This is a genomic window from Winogradskya consettensis (assembly GCF_018332715.1).
Taxonomy (GTDB): domain Bacteria; phylum Actinomycetota; class Actinomycetes; order Mycobacteriales; family Micromonosporaceae; genus Actinoplanes; species Actinoplanes consettensis.
Genome location: NZ_BOQP01000035.1, coordinates 44,247 through 61,296, shown reverse-complemented (window position 1 = coordinate 61,296; position 17,050 = coordinate 44,247). Strand labels below are relative to the sequence as shown.

Sequence of the window (17,050 nt, the reverse complement as noted above, 5' to 3'; positions counted from 1 at the left end):
CATGCAGCCCTACGGCTTGTCGCACCGGGCGGTGAGCTGCTTCGCGTCGAGGCCGGCATCGCTGATCAGGTCGAGATCCCGCTCCTGCTGAGACTTCGTGGTGTCCGCACAGACCGCACTACGCCTCTCGTCGCTCCGGCGGCGGTCATCTTTGTTGCGGTCGGCGTTGTTGCGGTCGGCTTGGTTGTGACCGGCGTCGGGGCGGGAGACGTCGTGGTCGTTTTGGTCCTCTTTGTGACCGACATCGGGGCGGGCAGCGTTGTTCTGACCGGCGTCGGGGCGGACGGGGCGGCTGCCCACGGCGATCACGCGGTGCCGGGGGCGGAGCGTGACCGTGGAGTCGACCAGCCGGCGGCTCGTCTCGCGGTTGCCGATCAGGGTGACGAGGTAGTTCAGCACCCGTTCCCCGGGGGCGCCCTCGGCCTGGACGCGCTTGCTGCCGCGGGGCAGGGCCGGGTCGCCGACGGTCGTGGTGTCGAACGGGATGGGCTGGGCGACGCGCACCTGGCGTACCACCGCTTCCGGCGTCGCCGCTGCCGGTCGCTGCCCGGCTGCCGGCTGGGCCTGCTGCCCCTCGACCGATGCGCCTTGCTGCTCGCGCACCTCGACCGATACGTCCTGTTGGGCGGACTCCCCGGTTCCCCCGCCCTGCTGGGCGGATCCCTCGACCCCTCCAGCTTGTCGCGCGAACCCCTCAGCCCCCGCGGCTTGCCCCTCGGGCCCTGCGGCTTGTCCCTCGGTCCCGCCGGCCTGTTGCGCGAGTGTTCCGGCCGCGCCGATCGGTCCGGGGCCCGTGGTCACGGGCGTGGCCGGCGGCGTGGGCTGGCCTGTCTCTCCGGCCGCCCGCCCCGACAGCGCCCGGGCGGCTCGCGCAGTCGCCTCCTGGGCGGCGCGCTGGGCCGCAGTCTCCTGGGCCGCCGCCTCCCGGGCTGCGGTCTCCCGGGCGGCGGTCTCCTGGGCGGCGTGCTGGGCTGCCTGCTGGGCTGCGGTCTTCTGGGCCGGGTCGGCGCTGGTCAGCGCGACGACTCCGCCGGCCGTGCCCGACAACAGCGCGACGGCGGCGAGGGCCGCCGTGGCCATCCGGACCCCGAACGACAACCGAGCCCAGCGAGACTTCTGCGGCATTAGGAGTAAATGCTGCCAGGAATCACTAGATGTCTGGTTTAGCACCAGAGCATTGTGCGGGGGAACGCCACCGGCACCAACATCGCGGCACCCGAACGGATGACCAGAACCGGACTCTCCGGTAGCCGAGATCCACCCGACCCGCCGTCCGGCTCCGCTTCGCCGGAGGCCCTGACCGGGCCAGAATGCGGTCAACACATCGACAACACCCTGGAGGCACGGTGCGCAGAACGGTCAGCATCCTCGCTGCGGCAGTTATCGCCCTCGCCGGATCCGTCGCGGTCGGGGGCCCCGCCTCGGCCGCTACGCCGTCGCTGCGTTTCCACGGCGCCCAGTACGACTCGCCGGGCAAGGACACCCGCAGCAACGCGAGCCGCAACGCCGAGTGGATCTCGCTGGTCAACAGCGGGAAGAAGGCCGTGAACCTGAACGGCTACACGATCCGGGACGCGTCCAACCACGTCTACAAGTTCGGCAACGTCACCATCGCGGGCAATGGCGGCCGGATCTGGCTGCACACCGGCAGCGGCACGAACTCCGCCAAGAACCGGTACTGGGGCAGCGGGAACTACGTGTGGAACAACGACGGGGACAAGGCGACGCTCAGGAACAAATCAGGGAAGCAGCTCGACACGTGCTCGTACGCGTACAAGAAGAATCGGGTCTGGGTCGGCTGCTGAGCGCGTACTGATAAAAAGCGGCCGCCGGGGGCACTCTGCCTGCCCCGACGGCCGCCGTTTCTATGCTCGACGTCAGGCGACGGGGTTGCGGACCGGCTCGAGGGCCTTGCTCCACGCGACGGTCTGGTCGAGGACGGTGGCCAGGGCGCCGGCCTGGTGCGCACCCGGGGTGAACTGGCTGTAGTTCACGAAGTCGGTCGCGAGCGACAGGGTCACCGCGGCGCGGACGTCGGCCATCATGAGCTCGCCGACGATGAGGCGCAGGCTCTCAACGGCGCGCGCGCCACCGACCGAGCCGTAGCCGACGAAGCCGACGGCCTTGTTGTTCCACTCGGCGAACAGGAAGTCGATCGCGTTCTTCAGCGCACCCGAGGTGGAGTGGTTGTACTCCGGGGTCACGATGATGTAGCCGTCGAACGACGCGATCTTCTCGGCCCACGCGAGGGTGTGCGGCTGCTGGTACTGCGCCATCGAGGCGGGGATGGCCTCGTCGAGGTGCGGCAGCTTGTAGTCGAGCAGGTCGACCAGCTCGAACTCGGCATCGGTGCGCTGGGAGGCGAGCTCCAGCACCCACTTGGCCACGGCCTCGCCGTTACGGCCCGGGCGGGTGCTGCCGATGATGATGCCGATCTTCGTCATGAGAACTCCGTCGCGACAGAAAGTAATTTGCTTCGTCAAGGAAATACCTCTCGCGGCAGAGGTGTCAAGGTCGTAGGATCTTTGTCATGTCCGCGGCACCCCTTACCGATCCGCCTCTCGACCCCGATCCGCTCCTTCCGTTGAGCGACGACGAGATGGCGGTCATGCGGGCGTTCGGGCGGCTGATGCTGGTCATGCCCCGGATGCTCGACACCGACCTCGAGCGCGACCAGCGCATGTCGCTGAGCGAATACTCCGTGCTGCGCCACCTCTCCGAGTCCGAGGGCGGCATCATGCGGATGAGCGAGCTCGCCGCGGCGTGCGACATGTCCCTGAGCGGCATGACCCGCCTCGCCGGCAAGCTGGAGACGCTCGGTTACGTCCGGCGCACCCCCTGCGTGACGGACGGCCGCGGCTCCAACGCCTTACTGACCGAAGCAGGTCTCGCCCGACTCCGGGAAGCCTGGCCGGCCCACCTATCCAGCGTGCGGCGCCGCATCTTCGACCACCTCGGCGACGTCGACCTCGTCGCGCTCGCCAAGGCCATGGAATCGATGGCCGGATAACTCCCTCGCATTCCGTTATGAGCATACGCTGCTACCCATGGCACGAGCAGCGACAACAACAGACGCGTTCAACGCGGTGGCCGAGCCCCGGCGACGGCAGATCCTCGACCTCCTGGCGGCCGGCGAACGTCCGGTCAACGACCTCGTGGAACGACTCGGCCTGGCCCAGCCCCAGGTCTCCAAGCATCTGCGGGTGCTGCGTGAGGTCGACCTCGTGCACGTCCGCGACGAGGGCCGGCAACGGCTCTACCGCCTCAACGCCGAGCCCCTGAAGCCGATCCACGACTGGCTCAGCGGCTACGAGCAGGCCTGGACCGACCGCCCCCCGGCCGAGCTGCCATGATCATCGGGTGACTGCCGACCGAGTAGCCCGGATCGCCACCGAAGTCCTGGCCCCGGCGGTCCTGGTGGCCCTGCTGCTGCTGGTGGTCGGCTGGCACGCCGGCGACACCCCTGGCGTGTCCCGCTGGTGGGGGCTCCCGGGAGCAGCCATCGCGGTCGGCATCCCGATGGCGTACATCCTCCGCGGCGTCCGAAAAGGTCACCTGACCAACCACCACATCCCGGAACGCGAACACCGCCGCGCCCCCTTGCTCTTCGGCATCGCCTCGGTCACCCTCGGCCTGGCGGTGCTCTTCCTGCTGGGCGCGCCCCGCGACGTCCTGGCCCTGCTGGGAGCCGGCGGCGCCGGCCTGCTCGTCTACACCGCGGTCACCCACTGGTGGAAGATGTCGATCCACGCAGGAGTCGCCGCCGGCACCGCAGCCACACTGATCGCCCTCTACGGCCCGATCGCCCTGCTCACGCTCCCCCTGGTCGCGCTCGCCTGCTGGTCCCGCATCCACCTCTCAGCCCACACCACAGCCCAGGTGATCGCCGGGGCACTCGTCGGGGCTGCCATCGCAGGCTCGGTCTTCCCCGCGCTGAGATAACCCCACCTGCTTCAATGTCCGAATGTCCAGCCACCCGGTCCCCCGCCGCAGCACCGGAGTGCTGATCGCGACACCGCTGCCCGACGACAACGCCTGCGGCGCGTTCGACAACATCAAGCACCGCAACTGCTACTACCACCAGGGCGGCGACACCAACAACAGCCTGCAGGTGACCGTGGGCCTCTCGACCGGCGGAATCATGCACGGTTCCCACGCGGAAGCCTTGACCGCCGTGCCGGATAACCCCCTGCAGTCCATCACCGACCAGGCCGTCGCCAACCTCGGCTAGACGCGGCTAGTGCTCTGTCCATGATTGTTGGCCGGGTCGGTCAGGCCGCTGTTCGGGCGGTGGTCTGACCCCAGCGGTGTTGGCGTTCGCTGCGGACGCGGGCTCGTTCCCGGCGTTGGGCGGCCAGGACATCGGGGTGGCGGGCGTTGGCGTTACGCCAGCGCAGGTAATCGTGCAGGGCCAGGGTCGCGACGACGTGGTTCGGGTGGTTCGAGCCGGCCACCACGAACATGCGTAGCGGCCCGAAGTGCGCCTCGATCGGGTTCGCCCACGACGAATACGTCGGGGTGAAGCACAACTCGACCCGGTTACGGGCCGCCCAGGCCCTGATCCGGATGCCTTTGTGCGCCGACAGGTTGTCCAAGATGATGTAGATCGGTGCCCCGTCCGGGCGGGCCTTACGGATCGATTTCAAGGCAGCGAGGCTGTTACCAGCGGATTTGCGGTGCCGGACGACACCGAAGAGGGTGTCGTCACCGACGGAGTAGCAGCCGTGGAACTGCCGGACACCATGGAGTTTGTGATAGTTCGCCGGTAGCCGGTCCGGGTGTCGCTGGTCTTTCCACGTGGCACCGAGGTGCGGGCGGATCGTGAGCGGGCCGAACTCGTCGAAGGCGAACACCCGGTCCGGGAAGGCGTTGGTGACTTCCTCGATGCGGGCGAGTTTCGCTTCGAGGCCCGGGTCGTTGGACTCTTTCCAGGTCTTGGTCCGTTGCAGGCTGATCTTGTGGTGGTGCAGGAACTGCCGTAATCGTTCCCGGCCGACGGTGACGCGGTGCGGGCCGTGGTTGAAGGCCAGATAGTCGACGAGTTTGCGCAGGCTCCACCGGGTGAAGGGCTGATCGAGGGCTTGGGGTCTGGTTCTGGCCGTCGCGACGATGAACGCTTCGTCGTGGTCACTGATGCGGCGGGGACGGCCACCCGCCCATCGAGGGTCCAGGCAGTCCAGCCCGATCTGGTTGAACCGGTGGATCACTTGACGGATGGCGTCTTCATCGCCTTGCACCAGCTGGGCGATCGCCGCGATGGTGTTTCCGCTGGCGGAGGCCATGATGACCATGGCTCTTCGTAATCGGATCGGGGAACCGGTGCCACGCCGCACGATCTGCTGCAACCGGCGGCCCTCGTCCGGCGTCAAGCGACGTGCCCGAACAGGATCTGCCATCCCGACAGCCTGCCCTGTTCCACCGCCACGGTCATGAACGTGGCCGGGCGTGTCCAACCCGGCCAACATTCATGGACAGAGCACTAGGCGGCGACCGGCATGGGGGCCATGACCCGGCGGCTGATCAGGATTGCCGCCAGGCCGAGCAGGGTGGTGAAGGCGAACGGGCCGATGAACGGGGCCGCTGAGAACAGCAGGCCGGCCACCGCCAGTGAAGCGCTGCCGCCGACCGCGTCGGTGATGCTCTTGGCGCCCGTGTTGAAGCCCTCCTCGCCCGGTTTCGAATAGGCGAGGACGAGCGTGCTGATCCGCGGGAACAGCGTCCCCATCCCCGCGCCCGCGACGAGCCACCCGGCAGCGGCAACAACCGGCGACAGATGCAGGATGACCGTGACCAGTTCCACCGCCGCGCCGCTCGCCAGCAGGACCGCGCCGAGGCGAACGCTGGCCCCCGGGTCGACCCGATCAGCCAGCCGGGCCTGGATCGCGGACGCTCCCGCCCATGCCAGCGCGCCGGTGGTCAGGGTGATGCCGGAGAGCCAGGTCGGCAGCCCGTACCTCTCCTGGAGCAGTAACGGCAGGTAGACGTCCGTGCCGTAGTAGATCCCGGCAGCGACCCCGACCAGCAGGACGCTCGCCGGCAGCCCCGGCTTGGCCCGGTAGGTGCCCTTCGGCAGCAGCCCCACCAGCGCAAACCCCGCAACCACCAGCACAATGGGGTACGAGCTGACCGCGACCACGCTCACCGCGACCACCACGGCACGGGCCAGCCGTCGCCAGTCGGCGGCGGACATCGGCGTACGTTCCGCGGGTGGTTTGTCCCTCCCCCGCACGGACGGCAGCACCATGATCGTGGCGATCGCGACGAGCAGCACCACCCCGAGGAAGACCCAGTGCCAGCTCAGCGCCGCGGCGACCAGGCCGGCGACGAACGGGCCGACCATCGACGGGATGACCCACGCGCCGGCGAACGCGCCGAAGATCTTGATGTGCAGCTCGGTCGGGTAGACGGCCGCGACCAGCACGTACAGCGCAACGGTGTCCCCGCCCGCGCCGAGGCCCTGCAGGAAGCGGCCCGCCACGAAGACCGGCATCGACGACGCGGTGCCGGCCACGATCAGGCCCGCGGCGAAGACGACGATCGAGACGAGCAGCGGGACCGTGGGGCCGCGCCGGTCCGCCCAGGAGCCGAACCCGACCATGCCGACCACACCGGCTGCGAGCGCCGCCGAGAACGCGACCGCGTACAGGTCGCGGCCGTTCAGATCGGCGGTGATCTGCGGCATCACGGTGGTGACGGCCATGGCCTCGAACGCGGCCAGGAAGACAAGACACCACGAGCCGACGGTGGTGAGCAGGAACGGGGGACGAAGGATCACCGTCGCACCCTAAAACTTAAACCCGGCTCGAGGTCAAAACCGGCGTCGCGCAGCCTTCCCGGCCAACGTCCCGGCGAAAGACAAAGCCCCCATACGTACGCCCAGAGCCCGGTAAGGATGCGCGTGCCCACCCCGCTCCAGCCGCCCCAACCACCGCCGCTCCAACCGCTTACGCCCCACAATGACCCCCACCGAAGCAGCAATCAGCACGCCACCCACCACCAGCCGCTTCACGTCGACCGACGCTTCCTCGTCCGGCTCCAGCCCGCTGACCTCACCCTCAACCGCAGCGACCTCTTCCTCCGCAGCCTCCTCCGTCTCGGGAAACGCCCAATCCCGAATCGAAGCAACCGCCGAAAGCCCCACCACCGAAGCAACCCGAACAGCCCGCCGCCTCCCAGGCGCCAACTCCCCGGCAGCAACCCACACCCCGGTCAGCACACCCTGCAAAGCAGCCGCCCCGACATCCCGCACATAACGCCGCATCGCCTCAGCCTCCATCCCCGGCAACATAGCCCCACGCGTCGACCTAAAGCTCCACGCAGAACTCATTACCCGCAGGATCCAGCATCACCGTGATCCCGCTTTCGTCGTGCACGGCGAACACGGTCGCCCCCAGCGCCACCAGCCTGGCAACCTCTTCCTCAACCGTCCGCGGCGCCCGCAGATCGAAGTGCATGCGATTCTTGGCGACCTTGGACTCCGGTACCCGCTGAAACCACACGTTCGGGCCGCCCCACCCCGGAGCCTCCACAAACGCCTTAGCCGCGGTGGCACCCTCATCCACCTCCCCACCAAGCGCCGCAGCCCAGAACCGAGCCACAACCAACGCATCAACACAATCAAAAGTCACACTCTTCACGTACGCAGCCATCCCGCGAGTATCGCGCCCACCCAGCCCCGCGTCACCGACTGCTACGGTCCAAAAGTGACCGAGCGCATGCGCCCACCTCGCCCCGAGGGCTGGCACGCCGACGACCTCGACCACCTCCCCCGACGCCCCGCCTCACATCGAGCTGATCGACGGCGCACTCATCTCCAGAGCATCGCCCCAGCGCCTATGGCATGCCCGTATCGTCACCGCACTGGAACTCGCCCTGAAAACACAATCCCCACCCGGCATCGAGGCCGACCGAGAGATCACCATCCGGCTCGACAAGCGAAATCGCGTCGAGCCAGACGTTCTCGCCACAACAGGGGACTACGACCCGGACCGCACATTCTTCACGCCCGACCAGGTTCTTCTGGTCGTCGAGGTGGAATCGCCGGAGTCCGCAAACCGCGATCGGACGGTCAAGCTCGTCAAATACGCGTGCGCTGGGATCCCGCATTACTGGAGGGTCGAGGAAGAGGACGGCCTGCCTGTCGTGCACGCCTACGAACTCGACCGGCTTACCCGGTCGTACGCATCGACCGGAATCCACCGCCGCGAGCTGCGCATCTCGGTACCGTTCGCGATCGAGCTCGACCTGGACGGCCTGGTCCCCGGCCGCAAAAGCTGAGCTCAGCCGGAGGGACTTACACCTCCTCGGCAAGCGCCTCGTCGAAGACCTGCCGCGCCCGCTGACGGGTCTGCTCAGACACCGGTCCATTGCGGCGCTCGTAGTCCGCCAGGTACTCGTCAAGGACCACGACCGGTTCCGGTCTCTCGGGTCCGGGTAGAAGGGCCCGGGCTCGGTTCTTCGCCATACCGCGACCGTACTGCGGTATGGCAATGCCCAAAAGGTGGCCGGTCAGACGTTGAAGCGGAATTCGACGACGTCGCCGTCCTTCATGATGTAGTCCTTGCCTTCGATGCGGACCTTGCCGGCGGCTTTGGCGGCGGACATGGAGCCGGCGGCCGTGAGGTCGTCGAAGCTGACGATTTCGGCCTTGATGAAGCCTCGCTGGAAGTCGGAGTGGATGACGCCGGCGGCTTCGGGGGCGGTGGCGCCGACGGGGACGGTCCAGGCTCGGGATTCTTTGGGGCCGGCGGTGAGGTAGGTCTGGAGGCCGAGGGTTTTGAAGCCGACGCGGATGAGCTGGTTGAGGCCCGGTTCGGTCTGGCCGGTGGACTCGAGGAGCTCCATGGCTTCGTCGTCGGGGAGGTCGATCAGCTCGGACTCGATTTTGGCGTCCATGAAGATGGCTTCGGCGGGGGCGACGAGGGCGCGCATCTCGTTGAGGAACGCTTCGTTGCCGAGTTCGGCTTCGTCGACGTTGAAGACGTAGATGAACGGCTTGATCGTGAGCAGGTGGAGCTCGGCGAGGAGTTCCAGGTCGATGCCGGCTGCTGCGGCGCCCGCGTAGAGCGTGGTGCCTTCGTCGAGCAGTTTGAACGCTGCCTCGGCGGCGGCCACGGCCGGCAGCTTGTCCTTCTTGAGCTTGGCTTCCTTCTGGAGGCGGGGCAGCGCCTTCTCGACCGTCTGCAGGTCGGCGAGGATCAGCTCGGTGTTGATGGTCTCGATGTCGTCGCCGGGTGCGACCTTGCCGTCGACGTGCAGGACGTTGGGGTCGGAGAACGCGCGGACGACCTGGCAGATGGCGGACGCGTCGCGGATGTTGGCGAGGAACGCGTTGCCGCGGCCCTGGCCCTTCGACGCGCCGCGGACCAGGCCGGCGATGTCGACGAACGAGACGGGTGCGGGGAGGATCTTCTCGCTGCCGAACATCTCCGCGAGCGCGGTGAGCCGCTCGTCGGGCAGGCCCACGACACCGACGTTCGGCTCGATCGTCGCGAACGGGTAGTTCGCGGCGAGAACGTCGTTCTTGGTCAGGGCGTTGAAAAGGGTGCTCTTGCCGACGTTGGGCAGGCCGACGATCCCGATGGTGAGGCTCACGACAAGCCAGTCTACGGGCGGCGCGAAAAAGCACGGCCGACGTACCTCCATGTCCGATTCCCGCCAGCCGAACCGAACCCTGTAAAGCAGACTTGAGCGCATGGAGCTGGACTTCGAGCGGTGTTACCGGGCCGTCGACAGCCGCGACCCGCGGTTCGACGGGTGGTTCTACACGGCTGTGCGGACGACCGGGATCTACTGCCGGCCGTCGTGTCCCGCCGTCACGCCGAAAGCGGAGAACGTCGCGTTCTTTCCCAGCTCCGCGGCCGCTCAGCGGGCCGGGTTCCGGGCCTGCAGGCGGTGCCGGCCGGATGCCGCGCCCGGGTCGCCCGAGTGGGACGTGCGGGCCGATGTGGTCGGGCGGGCGATGCGGCTCATCGGCGACGGTGTCGTCGATCGGGAGGGCGTGCCGGGGCTGGCCGGACGGCTCGGCTACACCGATCGTCATCTGAACCGGATCCTCACGGCCGAGCTCGGGGCCGGGCCGCTCGCGCTGGCCCGGGCGCAGCGGGCGCAGACCGCCCGGGTGCTGATCGAGACGACCGACGTCGGGCTCGCCGAGATCGCTTTCGCGGCGGGTTTCGGCAGTGTGCGGCAGTTCAACGACACGATTCAGGAGGTGTACGCGCGCTCGCCCAGCCAGTTGCGCGAGCACCGACCCGCAGCCGGTCGAGCAGAAGCGGGGACGATCACGTTGCGGCTCGCGTACCGGGCTCCGCTGAACTCGAAGGCGCTGCTCGAGTACTTCGCCGCGCGGGCGCTGCCGGGGGTGGAGGAGTGCGACGTCCCGGCGTACCGACGAGCATTGAATCTGCCGCACGGGAGCGCGACCGTCACGCTGAGCCCGGGTGATCGGTTTGTCTCCGCCACGCTGCGCCTCACTGACCTGCGGGATCTCGCCCCGGCCGTGGCCCGGTGCCGGCGGCTGTTCGACCTCGACGCGGATCCGGTCGCCGTCGATGGCACGCTGGCTGCCGATCCCGCGCTCTCCGCGCAGATCAACACCGATCCGGGGGTACGCGTACCGCGCGCGGCCGACGGCCTCGAACTCGCCGTGCGCGCGATCGTGGGCCAGCAGGTGTCGGTGTCCGGCGCGCGCACGACGCTGACCAGGCTCCTCCCGCCGGTCGAGGACGGGGAGCTGCGCCCGTTCCCCACCGCGGAGGCGATCGCGGAGCTGCCCGATGAGGCGTTCCGGATGCCGGTCGCGCGGCGGGAGAGCGTGCGTGCGCTGGCGGAAGCGGTCGCCGTCGGCAAGCTGACGCTGGACCCGGGCACCGACCGGGAGGAATCCGTCGCCCGCCTGCTGGAGCTGCCCGGGGTCGGGCCGTGGACGGCCGGTTACATCGCGATGCGGGCGATGGGTGACCCCGATGTGCTGCTCGAGACCGATCTGGCGGCCCGCCGTGGCGCGAAGGCGCTCGGCCTGCCGCACACCCCCACCGCGCTACGGGCGCACGCCGAACGCTGGCGGCCGTGGCGCTCCTACGCTCTGATGCGACTCTGGAGGTCCGCCTGATGCTTTCCACGACCCTCGAGACCCCCGCCGGTCCGTTCACGTACGTCGTCAGTGACGCCGGTGCGGTGCGGGCGTCCGGGTTCACCGCGGATGTCGAAAAGCTGCTGCCGCTCGTACACGAGAAATTGCGGGAGGAAACGCGGCCGGGAGCCGATCCCGGAGCGGTCGGCGAGGCGGTGCGTGCGTATTTCGCCGGTGATCTGACCGCGATCGACGCGGTAACGGTCGAACAGCACACTTCCGGGCCGTTCATGGCGCATGCCTGGCAGGTGATGCGCGACATCAAGCCGGGCGAGCCACTCACCTATCGCGGGTATGCCGAATTGGCGGGCCGGCCCGCGGCGATCCGGGCTGCAGCAGCCGCGTGCGCCCGCAATGCCGTGGCGTTGTTCGTGCCGTGCCATCGGGTCCTCGGAACGGACGGGACGTTGCGCGGATATCGCTGGGGCGTCGACGTGAAGGCGGCGCTGCTGGCTCTAGAGGCGCGCGATCAGCAGCGCTGAGATCCAGAGGCAGCCGTAGTGCAGGGCCTGGTCGGCGACGTACATACCGTTGACCGGGGTCTGCATGACGGCGAACGTCGGCGAGCCCAACCGCGTGAGCAGGAAGCGGACCGGCCAGCGGCGGTCCAGAAACGCGTGGCTGATCGCCGAGAACCCGATTCCGGCGACCATTCCGCGCACGGGAATGTCGATGCCGAGCCCGACGAACGCGATGAGCACCATGGCGATCGCGACCACGTGATAGATGCCGACGTGCTGCGCCATGAAGACCCAGCCGTGCAACCCCGGATCGGCCTTGTGCGCGGCCTGCTTGTCCGATTGCAGCACATGGTCGCCGATTTGATGCGCCGCCATCAGCGTGGTCACGGAAACCACAAAGACGAGAACCGCATCCGGCATGAAGGCCCCCACCCATTCGCTGCCCGCCCGCCCCGGCTGCGGGCGGAGATGGAGAGTATCGCGGCGCCCCGGCAATCCCGCTGGCAGACCGGCAATGACCGCTCTACTCTCGGCCACATGACTGATACGGGTAGGACCGCGCGCGCCGGTCTCCCCGAGCGACCGTCCCTGGACGGCCTCGAGGAGAAGTGGGCGAGCCGCTGGCAGGAGGAGGGCACGTATGCGTTCGACCGCTCCAAGGAGCGCGCCGACGTATACGCCATCGACACCCCTCCGCCCACCGTATCCGGCGAGCTGCACATGGGGCACGTCTTCTCCTATACGCACACCGACACGATCGCGCGCTTCCAGCGGATGCGCGGCAAGACCGTCTTCTACCCGATGGGCTGGGACGACAACGGCCTGCCCACCGAGCGCCGGGTGCAGAACGTCTACGGCGTCTACTGCGACCCGTCGCTGCCGTACGACCCGCAGTGGCAGGCCCCCGCGACGCCGCCCAAGCCGGCCGTGGCCGTGTCCCGCCGCAACTTCGTCGAGCTGTGCAACGTCCTGACCGTCGAGGACGAGAAGGTGTTCGAGGCGCTGTGGCGGCGCCTCGGGCTGTCCGTCGACTGGGCGATGACCTACACGACGATCGGGGCGAAGTCCCAGGCCGTCTCGCAGCGCGCGTTTCTGGACAACCTCGCGCGCGGGGAGGCGTACACCTCTGAGGCTCCGACGCTCTGGGATGTGGGTTTCCGCACGGCGGTGGCGCAGGCCGAGATCGAGGACCGGGAGCGGCCGGGTGCGTACCATCGGCTGCGTTTCCACGGCCCGGACGGGCCGGTCGAGATCGACACGACCCGGCCCGAGCTGCTTCCCGCCTGCGTGGCGCTGGTCACGGCGCCGGGACACCCGCTGGTGGGCAAGACCGTCCGCACGCCGTTCTTCGACGTCGAAGTCCCCGTGTACGCGCACCAGCTCGCCGATCCCGACAAGGGCACCGGCATCGCGATGGTCTGCACGTTCGGCGACCTGACCGACGTCATCTGGTGGCGTGACCTGCAGCTCGAGACGCGCGTGGTGCTCGGCCGCGACGGGCGTTTCCTGCCCGACCGCCCGGCCGGCGTCTCCGAGGCGTCCTACCGCGACTTCGCCGGGCTGACCGTCAACGCCGCCCGGCGCGAGATCGTCCGGATCCTCACCGAGACCGGCGACCTGCTCGGCGAGCCACGGCCGATCCAGCACCCGGTGAAGTTCTACGAGCGCGGCGACTCCCCGCTGGAGATCGTCACCAGCCGGCAGTGGTTCATCCGCAACGGCGGCCGTGACCAGGGACTGCGCGAGGAGCTGCTGCAGCGTGGCCGCGACCTGCGCTGGATCCCGGAGCACATGCGGCACCGCTACGACCACTGGGTCGGCGGGCTCACGGGCGACTGGCTGATCAGCCGGCAGCGGTTCTTCGGCGTGCCCGTCCCGGTGTGGTACCGGCTCGACAACGCTGGCGAGCCGGACTACGACAAGCTTCTCATACCGGACGTTTCTTCGCTGCCGGTCGACCCTTCCTCGCAGTGTCCCCCGGGCTTCGACGAGTCCCAGCGCGACGTCCCCGGTGGTTTCGCCGCCGACCCTGACGTCATGGACACCTGGGCCACGTCCTCGCTCACCCCGCAGATCGTCGGCGGCTGGGGCACCGACGAGGACCTGTTCAAGCGGGTCTTCCCGATGGACCTGCGCCCGCAGGGCCAGGAGATCATCCGCACCTGGCTGTTCTACTCGGTGGTCCGCTCCCACCTCGAACACGGCACGCTGCCCTGGTCGACCACGGTCCAGTCGGGCTGGATCCTCGACCCGGACCGCAAGAAGATGTCCAAGTCCAAGGGCAACGTCGTGACCCCGCTCGACCTGCTCGCGCAGAGCGGCTCCGACGCGGTGCGCTACTGGGCGGCGAACGGGCGGCCCGGCGCGGACCTGGCCTTCGACCCCGCGCAGATCAAGGTCGGGCGGCGGCTCGCGACGAAACTGCTCAACGCGTCGAAGTTCGCGCTCGGCCTGGGTGCCGCGGAGGCGCTGCGGCAGCCGGTCACGGTCGAGCTCGACAAGGCGATGCTCACCCGGCTCGCCACGGTCGTCACCGCTGCCACCGAGGCCTTCGACGCGTACGACCACACGACCGCGCTCACCACGACGGAGGCGTTCTTCTGGACGTTCTGCGACGACTACATCGAGCTGGTCAAGGATCGCGCCTACGCCACCGGCCCCGAGGGTGACTCCGCGCGGGCGGCGCTCGCGGCCGGGCTCTCGGTGCTGCTGCGGTTGTTCGCGCCGTTCCTGCCGTACGCCACCGAGGAGATCTGGTCGTGGTGGCGCTACGGCTCGGTGCACCGCGCGACCTGGCCGACGACGTACGAGCTGACCCGGGTGGCCCCCGAGGGTGACGCGGCCCTGCTCGACCTGGCCGGCGACGCGCTGCGCCAGGTCCGCCGCGCCAAGTCGGACCGCAAACTGTCGATGAAGGCGGAGGTGCCGCTCGCCGAGGCCCTCGGCCCAGCCGCCCTGCTCGAACGACTCGCCCTGGTCGAGCCCGACCTGCGCGCCGCCGGCCGGATCGGCAAACTCGACATGCTCCCGGACCGTACGCCCGAACTCGTCATCGCCTGCGCGTTCTGAACCGTCCAATGTGTAGTTGAATTTTCCGCGGGGTAGGTCCCGGTGATGACCGTCGACGACGTGATTCCCGACCGGGACCTGCTCCGCGCCCGCGCCACCCGCCGCCTGCGCCTGCTCGGCGTGGTGTTCGCGGTGCTCGCCGGGCTGGGGTGTGTGGCGCTGCTCGTCGGCGTCTTCCTGACGTCGTCACCCGTGCTCCTGGTCCCGCTGGCGTTTCTGCTGGCGCTCGCCCTGCTGCCCGTCTACACGTTCAGGCGCGTCGCCAGGAACCCGGCGCTGCTGCAGGGCGCGGATGTGACGACCCAGCGTGCCGTCTCCCGCGCCTTCAAGACCGGTCACGCCGCCGATCCCCGCGTCGACGCGCTGGCTCGTGACGCGGCCGCGCACAACCGGCGCAACTCCTGGGCGCCGTGGCTGCTGACCGTCGCGACGGCGCTCGTGGTGGGGAGTTTCGTTCTGAACATCATCGGCGGCGGCCTCGAACCGGCAGACTCCCTCCTGCTCGGCGGGGTGATCGCCTTCGGGTATGTCACCGTGGTCACGTGGCTCAGCACGGTGCGCAGCCGGCGCTACGGACTTGGCCAACCGGGACCTGCGGAGGGCGGGGACACGGCAGCATAGGGGGCATGTCGATGCCGCCGGAGGAGGTCGAGGCGCCTGCCGCCGACACGGTGCTGTTCCGTGCGTCGCCGTGGCGGACGTTCGGCGTGTTGTTCACGGTGTTGCTGGTCGCTTATGTGGCGGTGTCACCGGTTGTGGCGCTGCTGCTCGGGGCGCCGATGGATCCGTGGTGGTCGACGCTGGCACAGGCCGCGGTCATCGCGTTCCTGGCGGCCGGGGGTTATGCGCTGACAGCTCGCTCGGCGCAGCGGACCTGGATCCGGGCCTCGTCGGGCGGGCTGGAGCTGGCGGCCGAGGGCAGCGACCCGGTGCTGCTGGCCTGGCCCGACATCGATCACGTCACGTGGCGCCGCGACGGCCTGCGCACCCTGCTCGACGTCACCCCGGTCGACCTGGACCGGGTGCACCCCGTCGCCGGAGCGGACGAGGGCTGGCCGGTGCTGCACGACGAACCCGACGGCTCGCCCGCGTTCACCGCCGACCTGACCCAGGTGTGGCCCGGCCCGCGCGCGCTCCGCAAGGAACTCGCCCGGCACCTCCCCAACTGAGGCCTATCTTGCTGCGTCGTCCTCGAACAGTTTCGGGGCGTGGGGCCTCGGGCGCGGCGGGCGGTCGTCCTCGAACAGCTCGGGGGCCTGGGGCTGGCGGGGCGCGACCTCGACCTGGGCGGGGATCGGCAGCTCGTCGTCCGAGACGCCCATCTCGGCGAGCTTGCGGGCACTGACCAGCACGCGGGACTCCAGCGAACCCACAGCCTTGTTGTACGCGGTGACCGCCCCGCTCAGCGACGAGCCGAGCTTGCCCACGTGGTCGCCGAGCGTGGCCAGCCGCCCGTACAGCTCGCGGGCCAGGCTGTGCACCGCGACGGCGTTGCGGGCCAGCGCCTCCTGCCGCCAGGAATACGCCACCGTCCGCAGCAGCGCGATCAGCGTCGCCGGGGTGGCCAGCACGACGTTGCGGGTGAAGGCGTGCTCCATCAGCGTCGGGTCGCGCTGCAGGGCGGCGTCGAGGAACGGGTCGGCCGGCACGAACAGCACCACGAAATCGGGGGTCTGGTCGAACGCGGTCCAGTACGCCTTCGCGGACAACGCGTCGACGTGCCCGCGCAGGACCCGGGCATGCTGGTCGAGGTGGCCGTCGCGGGTGCGCTCGTCGCGGGCCTCCATCGCGGACAGGTACGAGTCGAACGGCGCCTTCGCGTCCACCACCACCGAGCGGCCGCCGTGCAGCCGGACGAGCATGTCGGGGCGTACCCCCTGCTTGTCGGTGGTTGACGTCACCTGCTCAGCAAAGTCACAGTGTTCGAGCAGACCCGCGGCCTCGACGATGCGGCGCAGCTGATGCTCACCCCACCGGCCACGCACCTGAGGCGCGCGCAGAGCGGCCACCAACTGCTTCGTCTCAGTACGCAGCTCGCCCGAGACAAGGCCCATCGCGCGCACCTGCTCGCGCAGCTCCGAATAGGCGTCGACGCGGTCCCGCTCCAGCTCGGCGACCCGCTGCTCGTAGTGCCGCAACACCTCGTGCAGCGGCGCGATCGCCCGCGCGACCGCCTCCTGGGACTGCGCGGTGGACTCATAGGAGAGTGCCCGCATGGACTGCTCCAGCCGCTGCTCACCGTCGCGACCGGCCTGGACCGTAGCCTCCAGCCGGGCGATGTCGGCGGCGGCGCGCAGCCGGGCGGCCAGCCACCCCAGCGCCGCACCCACCGCCAAGCACAGGATCACCACAGCGAGCGTCGAGAACGTCACGGTGCGAGCTTGCC

At 69.3% G+C, this 17,050-nt stretch carries 21 protein-coding genes; 11 read left to right on the top strand and 10 right to left on the bottom strand.

Annotation, left to right across the window (positions count from 1 at the left end):
- Positions 1-9 precede the first annotated feature (9 nt).
- Positions 10-1,125, bottom strand: a complete 1,116-nt coding sequence (locus tag Aco04nite_RS30500; RefSeq protein WP_213000687.1) for a G5 domain-containing protein — start codon at positions 1,123-1,125, stop codon at positions 10-12.
- Positions 1,126-1,346: 221 nt separating this feature from the next.
- Here Aco04nite_RS30500 and Aco04nite_RS30495 point away from each other — a divergent pair, with 221 nt between their 5' ends.
- A complete protein-coding gene (locus Aco04nite_RS30495; RefSeq protein WP_213000686.1) occupies positions 1,347-1,805 on the top strand; it encodes a lamin tail domain-containing protein in 459 nt (152 codons plus the stop codon).
- 72 nt (positions 1,806-1,877) lie between these two features.
- Here Aco04nite_RS30495 and Aco04nite_RS30490 read toward each other — a convergent pair whose 3' ends face one another.
- Positions 1,878-2,444, bottom strand: coding sequence for an NADPH-dependent FMN reductase (locus Aco04nite_RS30490; RefSeq protein WP_203838385.1), 567 nt, complete (start codon positions 2,442-2,444; stop codon positions 1,878-1,880).
- 86 nt (positions 2,445-2,530) lie between these two features.
- Between Aco04nite_RS30490 and Aco04nite_RS30485 the strand changes: the two genes are divergently transcribed.
- The 4 genes from Aco04nite_RS30485 to Aco04nite_RS30470 are packed head-to-tail and all read left to right on the top strand — an operon-like array spanning position 2,531 to position 4,231.
- Positions 2,531-3,010 (top strand): MarR family winged helix-turn-helix transcriptional regulator, encoded by a 480-nt coding sequence (locus tag Aco04nite_RS30485; RefSeq protein WP_244876412.1) that lies wholly within the window; start codon positions 2,531-2,533, stop codon positions 3,008-3,010.
- 37 nt (positions 3,011-3,047) lie between these two features.
- Positions 3,048-3,353 carry an ArsR/SmtB family transcription factor gene (locus tag Aco04nite_RS30480; RefSeq protein ID WP_213000685.1) on the top strand — a complete coding sequence of 102 codons (306 nt, stop codon included), beginning with the start codon at positions 3,048-3,050 and terminating at the stop codon, positions 3,351-3,353.
- Positions 3,354-3,360: 7 nt separating this feature from the next.
- Positions 3,361-3,942: a phosphatase PAP2 family protein gene (locus tag Aco04nite_RS30475; protein ID WP_213000684.1), complete on the top strand. Its 582-nt coding sequence runs from the start codon at positions 3,361-3,363 to the stop codon at positions 3,940-3,942.
- 22 nt (positions 3,943-3,964) lie between these two features.
- Positions 3,965-4,231 (top strand): hypothetical protein, encoded by a 267-nt coding sequence (locus Aco04nite_RS30470; RefSeq protein ID WP_213000683.1) that lies wholly within the window; start codon positions 3,965-3,967, stop codon positions 4,229-4,231.
- Between the two features lie 40 nt (positions 4,232-4,271).
- Here Aco04nite_RS30470 and Aco04nite_RS30465 read toward each other — a convergent pair whose 3' ends face one another.
- The 4 genes from Aco04nite_RS30465 to Aco04nite_RS30450 form a co-directional block, all read right to left on the bottom strand.
- Entirely contained in the window at positions 4,272-5,396 is a 1,125-nt protein-coding gene (locus Aco04nite_RS30465; protein ID WP_213000682.1) for an IS630 family transposase, read from the bottom strand.
- Between the two features lie 83 nt (positions 5,397-5,479).
- Entirely contained in the window at positions 5,480-6,775 is a 1,296-nt protein-coding gene (locus Aco04nite_RS30460) for an MFS transporter (protein ID WP_213000681.1), read from the bottom strand.
- 33 nt (positions 6,776-6,808) lie between these two features.
- Positions 6,809-7,276, bottom strand: a complete 468-nt coding sequence (locus Aco04nite_RS30455) for a hypothetical protein (protein ID WP_213000680.1) — start codon at positions 7,274-7,276, stop codon at positions 6,809-6,811.
- 28 nt (positions 7,277-7,304) lie between these two features.
- A complete protein-coding gene (locus Aco04nite_RS30450) occupies positions 7,305-7,649 on the bottom strand; it encodes a VOC family protein (protein WP_213000679.1) in 345 nt (114 codons plus the stop codon).
- Positions 7,650-7,785: 136 nt separating this feature from the next.
- Here Aco04nite_RS30450 and Aco04nite_RS30445 point away from each other — a divergent pair, with 136 nt between their 5' ends.
- On the top strand, positions 7,786-8,277 hold the full coding sequence (locus Aco04nite_RS30445) for a Uma2 family endonuclease (protein WP_308161705.1): 492 nt from the start codon (positions 7,786-7,788) through the stop codon (positions 8,275-8,277).
- A 16-nt stretch (positions 8,278-8,293) separates the two neighbouring features.
- On the opposite strand, the gene Aco04nite_RS30440 is transcribed toward Aco04nite_RS30445, so the two are convergent.
- Together Aco04nite_RS30440 and ychF are read right to left on the bottom strand one after the other, a co-directional pair.
- Positions 8,294-8,464 carry a hypothetical protein gene (locus tag Aco04nite_RS30440; RefSeq protein WP_213000678.1) on the bottom strand — a complete coding sequence of 57 codons (171 nt, stop codon included), beginning with the start codon at positions 8,462-8,464 and terminating at the stop codon, positions 8,294-8,296.
- Positions 8,465-8,508: 44 nt separating this feature from the next.
- Positions 8,509-9,594: a redox-regulated ATPase YchF gene (gene ychF, locus Aco04nite_RS30435; RefSeq protein ID WP_203838376.1), complete on the bottom strand. Its 1,086-nt coding sequence runs from the start codon at positions 9,592-9,594 to the stop codon at positions 8,509-8,511.
- Positions 9,595-9,694: 100 nt separating this feature from the next.
- Between ychF and Aco04nite_RS30430 the strand changes: the two genes are divergently transcribed.
- The gene (locus tag Aco04nite_RS30430) at positions 9,695-11,113 is read left to right on the top strand and encodes a DNA-3-methyladenine glycosylase 2 family protein (RefSeq protein WP_213000677.1); all 1,419 of its coding nucleotides are present in this window, start codon (positions 9,695-9,697) and stop codon (positions 11,111-11,113) included.
- Positions 11,113-11,616, top strand: coding sequence for a methylated-DNA--[protein]-cysteine S-methyltransferase (locus Aco04nite_RS30425; RefSeq protein ID WP_213000676.1), 504 nt, complete (start codon positions 11,113-11,115; stop codon positions 11,614-11,616). Before Aco04nite_RS30430 ends, Aco04nite_RS30425 begins: the two co-directional genes overlap by 1 nt.
- Here Aco04nite_RS30425 and Aco04nite_RS30420 read toward each other — a convergent pair.
- Positions 11,590-12,015 carry a DUF3307 domain-containing protein gene (locus tag Aco04nite_RS30420; protein ID WP_213000675.1) on the bottom strand — a complete coding sequence of 142 codons (426 nt, stop codon included), beginning with the start codon at positions 12,013-12,015 and terminating at the stop codon, positions 11,590-11,592. The two genes, Aco04nite_RS30425 and Aco04nite_RS30420, sit on opposite strands and share 27 nt — an antisense overlap.
- Before the next feature lie 117 nt (positions 12,016-12,132).
- Between Aco04nite_RS30420 and valS the strand changes: the two genes are divergently transcribed.
- Genes valS through Aco04nite_RS30405 form a run of 3 tightly spaced genes read left to right on the top strand, consistent with a single transcriptional unit; the run spans position 12,133 to position 15,833 of the window.
- On the top strand, positions 12,133-14,664 hold the full coding sequence (gene valS / locus Aco04nite_RS30415; RefSeq protein ID WP_213000674.1) for a valine--tRNA ligase: 2,532 nt from the start codon (positions 12,133-12,135) through the stop codon (positions 14,662-14,664).
- Between the two features lie 45 nt (positions 14,665-14,709).
- Entirely contained in the window at positions 14,710-15,285 is a 576-nt protein-coding gene (locus Aco04nite_RS30410) for a hypothetical protein (protein WP_213000673.1), read from the top strand.
- A gap of 5 nt (positions 15,286-15,290) precedes the next feature.
- Positions 15,291-15,833: a hypothetical protein gene (locus tag Aco04nite_RS30405; protein WP_213000672.1), complete on the top strand. Its 543-nt coding sequence runs from the start codon at positions 15,291-15,293 to the stop codon at positions 15,831-15,833.
- Between the two features lie 3 nt (positions 15,834-15,836).
- Here the strand turns inward: Aco04nite_RS30405 and Aco04nite_RS30400 are convergent, their stop codons facing one another.
- A complete protein-coding gene (locus Aco04nite_RS30400) occupies positions 15,837-17,036 on the bottom strand; it encodes a DNA recombination protein RmuC (protein ID WP_213000671.1) in 1,200 nt (399 codons plus the stop codon).
- Positions 17,037-17,050 lie beyond the last annotated feature (14 nt).